Origin of the sequence: Nostoc flagelliforme FACHB-838 (assembly GCF_014698065.1) — a bacterium.
GTDB classification, from domain to species: domain Bacteria; phylum Cyanobacteriota; class Cyanobacteriia; order Cyanobacteriales; family Nostocaceae; genus Nostoc; species Nostoc flagelliforme_B.
Genome location: NZ_JACJSI010000161.1, coordinates 1 through 14,069, shown reverse-complemented (window position 1 = coordinate 14,069; position 14,069 = coordinate 1). Strand labels below are relative to the sequence as shown.

Sequence of the window (14,069 nt, the reverse complement as noted above, 5' to 3'; positions counted from 1 at the left end):
AAAAATCACGACGAGCAGCGATGAACGATCGCTATATGCTCTCTGTGTTAGCTGCGGCTCTCTCAAACTCAGTACCTCTGCCATAATCCCCCTGTCAATAGGGTTTGAGACGCGCTAACCCTGTTTAAAAGATGGTTGGGTCAATTTCTCAAAAGTTGTTTTTGGGTTGGAAAAAAATTCGTAGCCACGTTTTAGATCACTAGCACTTGGAAATATTTTTGATAGAGGCTTACCATATTTTACTTTTAAAGCCTCCGCAATTAACACTGCTCTGTTGGTCAGACGTTTGTCACCAAAATCACAATTATGGTACGGATTCGCTTCTAATAGTTTCATTTGCACCCCAAAATACGATACTACAAGCACCTTATATTAGAGGACGCAAATCATCTTAAGTCCAGAGGATTGGTTCGCGATTAGCTATCGCGAACCAATCCCCTTTTCCACATCCCGTGAAAAGTCAGATCTGGATCAAGTAAACTATCTGGTTGATTATCTGGTTCTATGCGGGTAGCAGAACGAATTCCTCCATCAATCACAAAATGCGCTACGTGGATATTCTGAGGAGCCAATTCACGGGCAATGCTTTGAGCCAAACCCCGTAAAGCAAATTTACCCATTGCAAACGGTGCAGACTGAGGATAACCCTTAACACTGGCGGAAGCACCTGTAAAAAAATAGCTCCTCCACCCACAGCTAACTGACGTTTTGCCGCCGCTTGTGCTACTAAAAAGCCGCCATACGCAGTAATTTCTAATGTTTTGGCAACGTCTGCTGGGTTAAGTTCAACTAGCGAACCCCGAACACGCCAGCTAGGATTATACACAACTACCGTTGGCACTCCTAGTTTTTGTTCCACATCCTTGAACAGTTGTTCAACTTGATCGGGTTTAGAAGCATCAGCAGCAAAACTAACGGCTCCAATTTCATCAGATAATTCACTCAGCTTATCAATTTGCCGCGCTGCTAAGGCAACGCTGAAACCTTCTTTTGTAAACAAACGGGCTAGTGATGCACTGAGTCCACTACCAGCCCCGACAATCAATGCAATGTTTGCCATCTGTGATGTTCCTTCTAATTTCCAGGTCTTGTTAGATTATACAAATTTCATATAATATCAAACTGCTCTGTAAATCCATATTTCAAACTTAGCATCAGAGGAAAGAGTAATTTTCAAAGAACCATAATGTCTGATACAAAATTCTTCAAATTCATTAATTACTTGATGAAATATCTCATCTGATACTCCCCAACATAAACCGTAGGCTCGTGCTTTGAAAAAACTTAGTAGTTCCTCAACCGTATTGCTAACTGTCTATTCTCTAGCTACTAAATAATTTGAGACATAACCTTTTGGCTGTAAATATCCTTCTACATCTATCTTGTGTATTACTGTATCAATACTTTGGGATTCTTGTTTGGCTCCTTTATACTTAGACAATATGTCTCGAAAATAGCCTTAAAATTCTCTTCTAGCTGGTGGGGTAATCCACTGACAATTGAGATAAAAACCTTTAGGCTTTAATACTCGATCAATGTTGTCTAAAAATACTCTCCAATCAGAGACACTATGGATCATGTGGACAGTCAATACAACATCAAAACTGTTGTCTGGAAAAGGTAATTGTGAAGCATCACCGTGAATCAGGTTCAGATTAGAAGGAATGACATTTAATTTTTGACGGAACTGATCAAGCATTTCTTGAGAAGCATCAATTCCTGTTACAGGATAACCGCGTTTGACAAGAGGAATAACATTCAACCCTGTGCCAACGCCTGGTTCTAAAAAAGAAATCTCAGGTGTTGCACAAGTAATCTTAAGAATAAAGTCGGCGACTTCCTCTGCGGCTGATTCTGTTAGCCAGCGTGTTTGGTCATAGATTTGTGCAATATAGTCATAGTAGTTGGATTTTTTCATATCTTTAGATGGGTGTGGAAGACTGAAAAGACTGAAGGTTTAAATTTAAACGAAAGTTAGTTGAGCTTAATTGCGTAGAAATACTTAGTTTACCTAACAAATAGTACCTTATTAAATATTTAGTTATTCTAAATATTTGCAACTAATAAGTTTAGCTAAACATATATTTTAGTCGCTAAGGGCTTGAATTTTATTTATTGCCGTGTAATACTGCTAAATTAATTACCGTTAAATCGGCCAATGATTAGTACTTTATCTAAAAACGTCTGTATTACATTAAAAATCAAGTCTTTCAGGTTTTCCAAGAATTATGCACAAATTAATTTGGCTAATCACACCTGTGGTTTTAATAAATATTGCTGTCTATGAATGAAGGAGTGATACCATTTCACTTTAATAATGATACAAATACGTTGGTAAGGGCATGGCATTGCCATGCCCCTACGATAAATCTATGTGTATCAAGGTTTTCGTGAAATGGTATGAGAGCTAGTGAACGCAAATCAATTAGCGTCTGAGCAATCATCTAACAATAGCTCTGATCTAGAGTTAGAAGCCGATGTCTTGGTTATTGGAGAAGACCCGGCTGGTGCTTGGGCTGCTGGTGGAGTCCGGGTTGTTTTGGTAGACAAAGGCTATTGTGGCTCTAGTGGAGCAACTGCATCAGGTGGAACCAGTGTGTGGTATGTAGCAAACCCCGACCAACGGGAAACAGCTATGGCTAGTCGGGAAGCTCTAGGAGGCGGCACATTTGATGTATACTTAAGCACAAGCCAGGAAAGAAACTCGTGGAATGCACAAGCACCAGGATTATTCCCAGCAAAACCCTAACCAGCAATATTGGTTAATTAGAGGTGGATTGGATACAGTTTGGGCAAAGCCTGACCAGGAAGTAGTGAATAGGGAGTTAGTAGCACGATGATTGAATTAGTAAGTGAATCTCGCTGCATTAAGTGTAATCTTTGCGTCACTGCCTGTCCTACCAATGTTTTTGATGCAGTACCGGGACATGCGCCCAAAATTGCCCGCCAGAGCGATTGTCAAACTTGTTATATGTGCGAACTCTACTGCCCTGTAGATGCACTGTATGTTGATCCTAACGCTGATCAATCAGTCACTGTGGATGAAGAGACTTTGGTAGCATCTGGTTTACTTGGCAGTTATCGGAAAAACATCGGCTGGGGAAAGGAACGCACACCTGCGGCTAAAACAGAGAAGTCTGCCTACTATTACCCAGTTATGCAAAGTAACAGTAATCTTGCTACAGATGCTCAGGGAAGAATTATTCCTTAGTACAGTTTTGGGTGAAATGGGCGGTTTTTTTTAGAACGCAGAGGATCGCTGAGGTAAACGCATTCACCCTTAGGCGTTCCCGCAGTGTAGGTACGCAGAATAAGAAATTTAAACAGTCTTTTAGGTTAGGAGTCTCGGTCTATGGGCTTCCAAATATTTGAAGGCAGTTATATCAATCGTCTTTTGGCTTCAGTCACAACTGTTGTGCTTTTATCCAGTCTTACCAGTTGTACTTTTCAAGAAAGCCAGTCCAATAACTCAGCAGTAGCTTCATCAAATACTGGAGCAAATTCGGCAGAGGTAAAAACCCTGGTTTTGCGAGTTGGTTTCATCAGTTCGGAAAGCAAGTTGCCAATCGGGCCGGAGGGTTGGGCGTTGCAAAAGGGGACGTTGACTCCTGCGCTCAAAAGCCTGGGTGTGACGGAAGTGAAATTTATTCCCTTTGTAGGAGGCCCTGCACTTAATGAAGCTTTAGTTAGTGGTCAATTAGATATGGGTTTGTATGGAGATACCCCAGCTATAGTTGGTAAAGCAGTAGGTCTGCCAACTAAATTGATTAATCAGACAAGGGTTGGTCAGAATGCCTGGTTAGTTACCAAGAAAAACGGCCCTCGTTTAGTATCACAACTCAAAGGTACAAAGGTAGGAGTTGCTAAAGGTACTTATCCGCATCGATATCTGATGGGTTTGCTCGAAAAAGAGGGACTGACTAAGGATGTGAAGGTAGTACAGATTCCTTCGGCTGATGCTAAACCTGCATTAGAACGAGGAGATATTTCAGCTTATCCATTTGCTATGGGGGCTGGGCCAACGTTAGTTTCTCAAGGATTTTCAGCAATTGATCAAGCAAAAGATCATCAGGGATTAGTTGGCACAGGGGTAAGTGTCGTTACGGAAAATCTCCTCTCTCGACACCCAGAACTACCGCAAAAGTGGAACCAGATTAGACGACAAGCATTGCAGGAGATCAAAGCTAATCCAGAGGAATTTTATCAGTTTGCGGCTCAAGCCAGTGGAAATGTGCCATTAGCGATCGCTAAAGAATCTTATCCACTAGACCTATATCCTACAGAACCTTTTACACCGCAAGGATTAGAACTCTTAAATTCCACAAAGCAGTTTCTCGCTGACCAGAAATTGTTGAAGTCGGATTTTGAGATCAAAGATTGGCAAATTCCCAACCCATAAAAGTTTTCACAATTACCCTCGCATTTTGGGGGAAGCTCCGCCCTTCCCCTTTTCTTAATTCTATTAAGGAGTAAATTTCATGAATAGTCATATCCATCAAGATGCTTCTAACCTAGATTTAGTCACCGATGTATTAATTATCGGCGGTGGCCCGTCTGGAGCTTGGGCTGCTTGGAGTGCAGCAAATAATGGGGCAAAAGTCGTTTTAGTAGACAAGGGTTACTGCGGTACAAGTGGTGCAGCCGCATCTGCCGGAAATGGTGTATGGTATGTTCCACCAGACCCAGAGCAACGGGAAGCGGCAATGGCCAGCCGGGAAGCAATGGGAGGCTTTCTGGCAGATCGCCATTGGATGACTAGGGTATTAGATCGCACCTATGACAACATTAACTCCCTCGCAGATCAGGGCTATCCTTTCAGCGTTGATGCTAATGGACAATTTATCCGTCGCTCTTTACAAGGGCCGGATTATATGCGTTTCATGCGGAAAAAGATTAAGCAAGCAGGGGTGAAAATTTTAGACCACAGTCCGGCTTTAGAGTTGCTTGTGGATACAGAAGGCACTGTAGCCGGGGCTAAGGGTATCAATCGCCAATCTGGGGAACGTTGGACAGTTCGAGCCGGGGCAGTTGTGATTGCTACAGGTGGCTGTGCTTTCTTGAGTAAGGCTCTCGGTTGTAATGTCCTGACAGGAGATGGTCTATTGATGGCAGCCGAGGCTGGTGCAGATTTCTCTGGTATGGAATTTTCCAACGCATACGCAATTTCCCCTAGCTTTTCTTCTGTCACCAAGACTCGTTATTACGATTGGGCATCTTTTACTTATGAAGATGGCACGGTAATTGAAGGTGCGGGTTCTAAGCGCGGTCGTTCGGTGATTGCTAAAACATTGCTAAATCAGCCCGTTTATGCGCGTCTGGATCAAAATATGGATGAAGAGACAAAAGCCTGGATGCGATCGTCTCAGCCTAACTTCTTTATCGTTTTTGATCGCGCTGGAATTGACCCCTTTACTCAACGATTCCCGATAACTCTACGCTTGGAAGGAACTGTACGTGGTACTGGTGGGATTCAGATCGCAGACCAGACTTGTGCTACCTCAGTTAATGGACTCTATGCGGCGGGAGATGCGGCTACTAGAGAGTTAATTTGTGGTGGCTTTACAGGCGGTGGTAGTCATAATGCAGCCTGGGCAATGTCTTCTGGCTATTGGTCTGGACAATCTGCTGCTAGCTATGCCCTAAGTTTGGGAGAGCAAGCAACCCAGCGCAGTGTGCAGGGAGTTGGCGAAGCTGGATTGCATGGTGAAGGTAATAATAGATTCTCACCAGATGAAGCGATCGCCTCAACTCAAGCTGAAGTTTTCCCTTATGATCGCAACCTCTTCCGCACTGCTACAGGTTTAAGTGCATCGCTGGATCGACTGGATGACCTCTGGCGAGAAATCCGTAATAGCCAAACACTAGATGATAGCCAAATTGTGCGATCGCGCGAAGCGGCGGCGATGGTTGCTACAGCGCGTTGGATGTACAACAGTGGTTTGCAACGTCGGGAAACCAGAGGAATGCACAAACGCGAAGATTACCCGCAACAAGACCCTAATCAACAATATCGCCTACTGAGTGGTGGGTTAGATAAGATTTGGGTCAAACCTGATTCAGTAGTTGCTACACGGGAATTAGTAACTCTGTGATTTTCAATTAAAACCTTTGAAGTGGGAAGGAATAAGGTTGTTGCCTCGTTTCTTCCTCTTTTCTGTGCTTTTTTAAACGCAGAGGTGAGCCAGTGCGTTGGGCGGCTTTGCCGACTTGTTCGCGCAGCGTCTCCCCTTGGGAGAAGCAACTGGCGTAACGCAGAGGGGCGCTAAATGTTTATTCGTGATGAACTTGTGAAATTTTGTACTTAGTTGATGAAATTATTATCTAAATTTGGATTCAAGTTGAATCTTGAATTACCTGCTTTGCGATCGCGCAATTATCGCCTTTACTTTGCTGGACAAGCCTTGTCTATGACAGGCAACTTCATGACACAAGTAGCAATTCTCTGGCTGATTTACCGATTGACTGATTCAGCTTTACTATTGGGATTTGCAGGATTTTTTGGACAATTGCCAGTATTTGTACTTGCTCCAATTTCAGGCATTTTAGCCGATCGCTATGACCGACATCGCCTGTTGCTGCTATTTCAAGTTATGGGCATTTCTCTATCCATAACTCTGACAGTCATTACATTTTTGGGTTGGGCAAATTTTTGGACATTGCTGACTCTGAGTGCATTGTTAGGTTTTCTGAAGGGTTTAGATGTACCTGTACGCCAAGCATTTGTCAGTGATATGGTTAGCCGTGAACTGATGGTAAATGCGATCGCGTTAAATGCAGCCTTCCTCAATGGTGCGCGTCTTATTGGGCCTGCATTAGGTGGCATTTTTATCGCTCAGTTTGGCGCTGGATTCTGTTTTCTTTACGATAGTCTCAGTTACCTTGTTGCTATCTGGGCAATCTCAGCAATGGTGATTACACCCAGAACAGTAGAAATACAGACGAGTAATACTTGGCAGAAGTTGAAAGAAGGGTTTCAATATGCCTACCAATTCTTACCTGTGCGTTCCATTTTGCTATTACTGGCAGTAGCTAGTTTAGTAGGTATGTCATATACGACACTTCTACCCATCTTTGCAGTTGAAGTTCTACAGGGAGGAGCAGAAACATTGGGCTTTTTAACGGCCGCAGCAGCGATGGGATCGGTGTTTGCCTGTGTTTACCTCAGCTTTCGGCAAAACGTAGTAGGTTTAGAAAAACTCATAGCTTTTTGTCCAGCCATTATGGGGATTGGCTTCATCTTTTTCTCGGTCTCTCAAATCTTCTGGATTTCTCAGTTAGCTTTGGTTTTAGTTGGCTGGAGTTCTACGCTTCAGGTAGCTGCTAGTAACACAGTGCTGCAATTTATTGTTGAAGATAGCAAACGGGGGAGGGTGATGAGCTTCTATGCCATGTGCTTTATGGGTATGGCTCCTTTTGGTAACTTGTTAGCAGGAACTTCGGCACATTATTTCAAAGCTCCGAATACACTGATTTTGGGTGGTGTCGTTTGTATTCTGGGTTCGTTGCTATTTATGCAACAATTGCCCCAAATGACGAAGTTAATTCACTTGGATACGAACCAAGTGGCAAGTAATTAATTTCAGGAGATAAGCTGTTACGCAAATAATATTGTACATTTACCTGATGACTGATGACTGAAAACCCCTCAACAGTCATCAGTCAGCAGTTAACGACATCAAAAGTGTTTATACAGTTTAGACGCGCATTAGCTTACTTCAATTTTATTTAGTACAACTTTGCATTAATTCGTAGCGAATAGGCTAAAACAAACTTTGCGCTCCCATAACACGGAAAATCGGTTTAAACGGTGACTCTTGTACCGTCAAATTTGGTGAAGGTGAAACCATTGAATATTTCGTTGTAACCCAGTCTCTCATCCCTGAGCAGACTAATAGCAACCTCTTCTCCTAAAGCCAAAGAAGCTGAACCATCGGAACGCCAATGGATACCGCCGTGACCGCGACCAATAGCATAGTTAGTTGCCAGTTTATTCAACTCTCCACCTACAGTTAGTGGTGGCCCACTGTAAGGAATTACTTTTGTCGGGTCTTGGGGATCAGGCACTACTGGCGAGGGGATAACAAAGTTTTCATCAAAGAATGCTTTCAAAAGTGTGATATTCACACCAGCATTGGCGGCCGCACCACCTGTATAAGATGAATGGATTGGCGATGCTTCTGGATATGCTTGGGGCAATAGATAAGTACCGAAGGTGCTAAAGGTATCAGCCAAAGCTTTGGAATTCAAGACCTCAGAATTAATTGGATACTGAGTTTTATTCACAATGTTGTTGTAGATTAGCCCACCATAAGCTTCTGGGCGGAGAATGCGGTGTACATAATACTTCTGCCAGTATGACGCTCTAATGGCACGCGAAGTACCCAAGTTAAGCAAGGCTTGTAAATGTCCCACTGCAAAGGTTGCAGCTGAACCAACTTGGGTATTCGATCTGACGTAGGGATTGCCCAGATTCAAAGGAGTACCGATGCTATTAATAATCAACGAGGCTCCCACGTATGTAGGGCCGCCAATATGGGCATACTCACCTAAATCCCGAACCGTGACTATGTAACGGTTTTTGGGGTCGTATTGAATGGTCTTCGCGGAACTACCTCCATTCTGAACAGTCAACCATTCCTGGAAATTGATTAGAAAGTCATTACCAGGAAGAGCAGTACGAATCAATGGCGAAACAGACTGAGTTCCCCAAGGAATAGTTAGCAACAAAAATTGTGAGAGATAGGGCCCATCTAGCACTCCTGGTGGAGTCACATATCTTGTACTTGAACCGGAACCGACGTAGTTGACACTACCACGAAATAAAGTTTGAGGGGTGACACGACCATTTTGTTTTGGCCCTCGAAACACCGAAAGCCTGTTGAGGTCTTCGACGGCTGCCAAGACTTTTGGGTTATCAGTATTGTTTTGGAACTTGGAAAGAGGTACATCTCGGAGTAAAGCTTGCCAGTAGAGTTCAACTGCTTCAGCAGCCCGACCTGCACTAGCCAGAGCTGGTGGGGGTGGCACAGCTATTTGCGCTGCATTGATCCCTTCTAGGCTAATTGCTAGAGGCCCTTGAGGATTAACCAGCTTTCTGGTGCCACCCAAGATGATATTTTCAAAATCATTCGGGTTTTGCGTTGTCAGTGCTTTGGTCAAAGAGTTGTAAGCTTCTAGCTTGACTTCGCCTCGTTCGTTATGTGGGAGTCCTCTACTGTCAGAGCCAATTTTGTTGGGATAACGCTCTTCATCGCCGTTAGTTGGATGGGCCGGAATCGGAATATTCCGTTCAAGCGCCGCTGCTTCAAGACGTACTCGATAGGCTTTATCAACAAACCTCCTGTAATCGAAGGGTCGATTATTATACTGCCTCTTGATATTTTGGGCTTGTACAACATCTCCTCCGTTCTTTGAGGAGAAAGTTGAACCTAAAACTCCTGTAACAACGCTAGCGGCACTAAACAAACCAGCGCGACCGAGAAATGAGCGTCTGCTAGCGTGACTACCAAAAAAACGCTTGCTAGCTACACGGGGTTGTTTCAGTTTATTTATTTCGCTATTAGCCTGAGTATCTTGTTCGGAACCTTCATGAGAATTAGGATCTACTTGCATGAGATGTTCTCCACTGATAAAAAATAAGACAAAAGTTTAGTCATGAGTGAATTCATGAGCATTGCAAAGCTAAAACAACTAGCCACGCACAAAATACGCGCCTTCAGAAAAACAAGTTAATATCGCCGGATTTAGGATGAAATCTGGGATTACTCTACTGGAAGGTAACTTGCATAGAAGTTGATTTTCCTGAAAGTTATGTAAGTATTCAGTGCTGGTATGATGCTTCCATCACACGGCTGTTATAAATTTGTGGTTGTAATCAGTCTGATAGGATGTTGCTGGGGTTAAAGCACAGCTAAAACCACCACTTAATTCTATTCAAACTATAAAATACGGTAAATTTATCGGTTTACCGTATTTTATAGTTGTTAAATCAGAATTTCTCACAATCGGTGATAAAAATCAAGAGGTTTTTACAATAAACTTAGCAGGAACAAATAGCAAACAGTTTTCCTCTCGGACGAAGTGCCGATTCAATAGAAGCACGTCTTGCTAAACTCCATATTGTGGCTTGATTGCCGTAACTACAGGAATATTTAAATCTGCTTCTAATTCCTCAATCACCTCAAATGTTCTCCATGCCGTACACGGCAATACAATAGCATCTGCATTTTTATGGGATACCTCCTTGATGAAAGCTGCGGCTTCATTGGGTGACTGATGCCAAAGGTAATTCTTTTTCGCTACTTCTTTTGGGCGTTCATCACCTTTAAACCCCACTATTTCAAAAGGCGCTTCACTCAAAAACGTTTTTAGCGTTTGGTTATTCCATTCTGGATAAGGAGTGACTACAGAAATTTTCTTAATCTTTAGATATGCCAACGCTTCTACTAGAGCCAGAGCAGGGACAACAACAGGTACTCCTAGCGCCTGTGTCAAACGTTGCTCTAATTTTTCGGCAAAAACTCGCCCTCGGTAAAATGTTGCTGTTGTGAAGCCGTATGCTCCAAAATGTACCCCGGCTCTAGCTAATTTTTCTACTTCCTTAACAGCTTGTTCATTGATGTCATCCATTGATTCATAGCTCTCAGATGCGTGTGAGCGTTGAGCAATCACGCGATGGCTATGAATACTGACTTGACTGGAAAAAGCAGAGTGAAAGTCAGGCTCAAACGTGGTGTTACCTGCGGGTACTAGCAAGCCAAGACGGATCTGCCTATTAGAGTCAGCTTTCGAGTACATATAATACCTCTTTTTGACAAGCCTGATTATGTCTAAATATTTATTTAGTTACACGAATAATTAGGTATACACATTTTCAGGAAAACTGTATAATATACAAACTACACTAAATCGACCGATAAAGTGTAATATATCATCTAACTGACGTAGATACCTGCCAGTCAATTATTTAACTGCATTAATCAACACATCTCGCTTCTGTCTTATTGCTTTAGTTGGAGTTGTGCAATCTCAAATAGTCTGCATCCACGATGATTATAAGGAAAAGATTTCATGAGCAACATACAACTGTACTTCGCCAAAGCCTCTACTTTCTCTCAACGGACTCGTGTAGTCTTACTGGAAAAAGGCATTGACTTTACCCCGATAGAAATTGACTTACAGAACAAACCAGATGGGTATACTCAGATTTCCCACTATGGCAAAGTCCCAGCTATCAAACATGGGGATGTTGAAATTTACGAGTCTGCTATTATCAATGAATATTTAGATGAGGTTTTTCCAGAACCACCTTTGTTACCGCGTGATCCCGCAAATAAAGCGATCGCTCGGATCTGGATAGACTACGCCAATACTCGGTTTGTACCTGCTTTTAATAAATTGCTGCGCGGTAAAGATAGCACCGAACAAGAACAAGGACGAAAAGAGTTCACAGAAGCACTTTTATATATTGAACAAGAAGGATTAGGCAAAGGTGATTACTTGTTAGGAGATCAGTTTAGCCTTGTTGATATCAGCTTCTATCCTTGGTTTGAACGTTTACCACTCTTAGAACACTTCCGCAAATTCACACTACCAGCAGAAACACCTCGTTTGCAGACATGGTGGAACAGCTTAAGCGATCGCTCCTCAATTCAAGCAGTAGCAAATCCTGTGGACTTCTATTTGCAAAGATTCGCCAAAGTTCTCGGTGAACCTGTTCCCGTTGGTGCAGTTCAAAAATAGGACGTATGGATTCACAGAAATTAACTAAAATCCAAAATGGGATAACCTATGAGCTTAAATAACCAAGTTCTAGACAAACCAATTTCCGCAGAACTGCCATACGTAGAGGCTAACCTCAGTTACCTGGTTCCAATGGCAGAAAAACCTGTTAACTATACTTATGAACCACCACCAGGCATTCCCCGCACGAATGCAACTTATCAGACGCACAAACTGCCAATTTACAATGCTCGTTCTATCTCAGAGAACATCTCGTTAGATAGAGAAGGTTTTGCATTTACTGGACATAATACTAATGTCCACAACTTTTACGATGAAGACGAAGTACGCCGCGTCTACTATCCAGAAGCCGAGCAATTGTTAAAAGAAGTGACAGGTACAACAAAGGTAGTAATATTCGATCACACCCTGCGTAATGCCAGCCAGTCAAAGCCAGGAGAGAATAATATTAAAGAACCCGCCAAGCGCGTACACAACGACTTCACCGCCAAATCTGGCTATACTCGCGCCCGTTTGGAACTAGCAGCGCAAGGCATAGATGACATTGATACGCTACTAAAACAACGATTTGCCATCATCAATGTTTGGCGAGGAATTGCAACAGCAATCCAAGAGTCACCATTAGCAGTGTGTGACGCGCAAAGTATCGCACCGACAGACATTGTGGCTGGTGATTTAGTGTGCCGCGATCGCGTCGGTGAAACTTATGGAATCACGTATAACTCCAAACATAAATGGTTCTACTTTCCGCAAATGCACAGAGACGAAGCACTATTTATCAAATGCTTCGACTCCGCAGAAGACGGACGCGCCCGTTTTGCCGGACATACAGCCTTTGAAGATCCTAGCAGCCCAGCCAACGCTCCCCCACGAGAAAGCATTGAATTACGAACATTCGTTTTTTACCCTGCATAGATAGTTAGAGAGACGCGATAAATCGCCGTCTCTACAGGGGATCTATGCGTCAATTAGTTATTGACAGGCTGCTACTCTCTGCATAAAACAAATTATCCTTGGAGACACAAATATTATGACTTCCCAACACTTTGACATCAAACCAATCGCCGGACGTATCGGTGCAAAAATCATTGGTGTTGACTTGAGTAGTAACCTCAGCAATGAAATCATTAGCGATATCCGTAAAGCTTTAGTTAAACACAAAGTCATCTTCTTCCGAGAGCAGAACCTTGACGCTCAAGGACAAGTAGCCTTCGCCCGACGCTTTGGAGAAGTCACCACAGCCCATCCCACCGTTCCCTCATTGCCAGAAAACCCAGAAGTTCTTGATCTGAATTATGGCAAGACTGTGAGCCGCGCCAACACTTGGCACACTGATGTAACATTTGTAGATCGTCCCCCTCTTGGTTCTATTTTACGAGCGCTTGTCATCCCGCCATCAGGAGGTGATACGATTTGGGCAAACTCCGTAACTGCCTACGAAGATTTACCAACTCACCTGCGTAATGTTGCTGACCAACTCTGGGCAGTACACAGCAATGCCTACGATTATGCAGCAGCTACAATTGACTTGCCAGAAGAAGTCTTAAAGCATCGGGCTGTTTTCACCTCGACTGTATACGAAACTCTGCATCCAGTTGTCCGCATCCATCCTGAATCTGGTGAACGTGGGTTATTTATTGGTGGGTTTGTGCGCCGTCTGCGTGGTTTATCACAGAATGAATCGGATGAAATCGTGAAATTGTTCCAAGCTTACATCACACGTCCTGAAAACACAGTCCGGTGGCGCTGGAAAGTTGGTGATGTGGCTTTCTGGGATAATCGCGCTACTCAACATTATGCGATCGCAGACTACGGCAATCAACCTCGCCATGTTCAACGAGTCACACTTGTGGGTGATATTCCTGTTGGTATTGATGGTAAGCAGAGTGAGGCTATTAAGGGAGATTCTTCTGCATATAACCGACGTGAACCCGCTTTAGTTTAGAAAAGATCAATACCTTTTTTATCTTTGTACAGGCAGTCCGTTTAACCAAAGACTGGACTGCCTTACTATATTGCTGTTCTCGTCTTTGTGGTTCAAGATTTTTTACTCCTAAGACATAAAGATAGTAAGTATTTGCTAAATAGCAAAAAAATCAGCACCAAACAAAACAGTGGTTTTAGCAATACAATCGGGTTGTCCTTTAGAAAAGTTTTAGCAAATTGGGCATTCTGACGGTTCTTCTATCCGCTTTCGTTTTATCGTTTCACAATGTTACTGTGCGAGTTTTGTTTTCAGAACATCTCGTACTGGGTTTATTTTTACTCGGTGGATACGTTAAACCGGATTTGCAGAACTCATTATTGCTGATGTTCATGCGAATGCT

At 43.0% G+C, this 14,069-nt stretch carries 12 protein-coding genes and 1 pseudogene; 8 read left to right on the top strand and 5 right to left on the bottom strand.

Annotated features, from left to right (window positions below; genetic code table 11):
• Positions 1-114: 114 nt before the first annotated feature.
• The 3 genes from H6G97_RS34740 to H6G97_RS53345 all read right to left on the bottom strand — a co-directional run bounded on the left by H6G97_RS34740 (position 115) and on the right by H6G97_RS53345 (position 1,918).
• Positions 115-336 carry an IS4/Tn5 family transposase DNA-binding protein gene (locus tag H6G97_RS34740; protein WP_190944941.1) on the bottom strand — a complete coding sequence of 74 codons (222 nt, stop codon included), beginning with the start codon at positions 334-336 and terminating at the stop codon, positions 115-117.
• A gap of 211 nt (positions 337-547) precedes the next feature.
• Positions 548-1,060 carry an SDR family oxidoreductase gene (locus tag H6G97_RS34735; RefSeq protein WP_242055642.1) on the bottom strand — a complete coding sequence of 171 codons (513 nt, stop codon included), beginning with the start codon at positions 1,058-1,060 and terminating at the stop codon, positions 548-550.
• 399 nt (positions 1,061-1,459) lie between these two features.
• Positions 1,460-1,918: a class I SAM-dependent methyltransferase gene (locus H6G97_RS53345; RefSeq protein WP_242055640.1), complete on the bottom strand. Its 459-nt coding sequence runs from the start codon at positions 1,916-1,918 to the stop codon at positions 1,460-1,462.
• A 492-nt stretch (positions 1,919-2,410) separates the two neighbouring features.
• Between H6G97_RS53345 and H6G97_RS53340 the strand changes: the two are divergent.
• The 5 genes and pseudogenes from H6G97_RS53340 to H6G97_RS34705 form a co-directional block, all read left to right on the top strand.
• Positions 2,411-2,662: pseudogene (locus H6G97_RS53340) on the top strand (pyridine nucleotide-disulfide oxidoreductase); the annotation flags it as partial.
• 174 nt (positions 2,663-2,836) lie between these two features.
• Positions 2,837-3,211 (top strand): 4Fe-4S dicluster domain-containing protein, encoded by a 375-nt coding sequence (locus H6G97_RS34720; RefSeq protein ID WP_190944940.1) that lies wholly within the window; start codon positions 2,837-2,839, stop codon positions 3,209-3,211.
• Positions 3,212-3,352: 141 nt separating this feature from the next.
• Positions 3,353-4,399, top strand: coding sequence for an ABC transporter substrate-binding protein (locus H6G97_RS34715; RefSeq protein ID WP_190944939.1), 1,047 nt, complete (start codon positions 3,353-3,355; stop codon positions 4,397-4,399).
• 79 nt (positions 4,400-4,478) lie between these two features.
• Complete coding sequence (locus tag H6G97_RS34710) at positions 4,479-6,092, top strand: FAD-dependent oxidoreductase (protein ID WP_190944938.1); 1,614 nt, start codon at positions 4,479-4,481, stop codon at positions 6,090-6,092.
• Between the two features lie 216 nt (positions 6,093-6,308).
• Positions 6,309-7,577, top strand: a complete 1,269-nt coding sequence (locus tag H6G97_RS34705; RefSeq protein ID WP_190944937.1) for an MFS transporter — start codon at positions 6,309-6,311, stop codon at positions 7,575-7,577.
• A gap of 223 nt (positions 7,578-7,800) precedes the next feature.
• On the opposite strand, the gene H6G97_RS34700 is transcribed toward H6G97_RS34705, so the two are convergent.
• Complete coding sequence (locus H6G97_RS34700) at positions 7,801-9,612, bottom strand: vanadium-dependent haloperoxidase (protein ID WP_190944936.1); 1,812 nt, start codon at positions 9,610-9,612, stop codon at positions 7,801-7,803.
• Between the two features lie 495 nt (positions 9,613-10,107).
• The gene (locus tag H6G97_RS34695; protein WP_190944935.1) at positions 10,108-10,797 is read right to left on the bottom strand and encodes a maleate cis-trans isomerase family protein; all 690 of its coding nucleotides are present in this window, start codon (positions 10,795-10,797) and stop codon (positions 10,108-10,110) included.
• A 273-nt stretch (positions 10,798-11,070) separates the two neighbouring features.
• Between H6G97_RS34695 and H6G97_RS34690 the strand changes: the two genes are divergently transcribed.
• From H6G97_RS34690 to H6G97_RS34680, 3 genes are all read left to right on the top strand, one after another.
• A complete protein-coding gene (locus H6G97_RS34690) occupies positions 11,071-11,742 on the top strand; it encodes a glutathione S-transferase family protein (RefSeq protein ID WP_190944934.1) in 672 nt (223 codons plus the stop codon).
• Between the two features lie 48 nt (positions 11,743-11,790).
• Positions 11,791-12,657: a CmcJ/NvfI family oxidoreductase gene (locus H6G97_RS34685; RefSeq protein WP_190944933.1), complete on the top strand. Its 867-nt coding sequence runs from the start codon at positions 11,791-11,793 to the stop codon at positions 12,655-12,657.
• Between the two features lie 115 nt (positions 12,658-12,772).
• A complete protein-coding gene (locus H6G97_RS34680) occupies positions 12,773-13,687 on the top strand; it encodes a TauD/TfdA dioxygenase family protein (RefSeq protein ID WP_190944932.1) in 915 nt (304 codons plus the stop codon).
• Positions 13,688-14,069 lie beyond the last annotated feature (382 nt).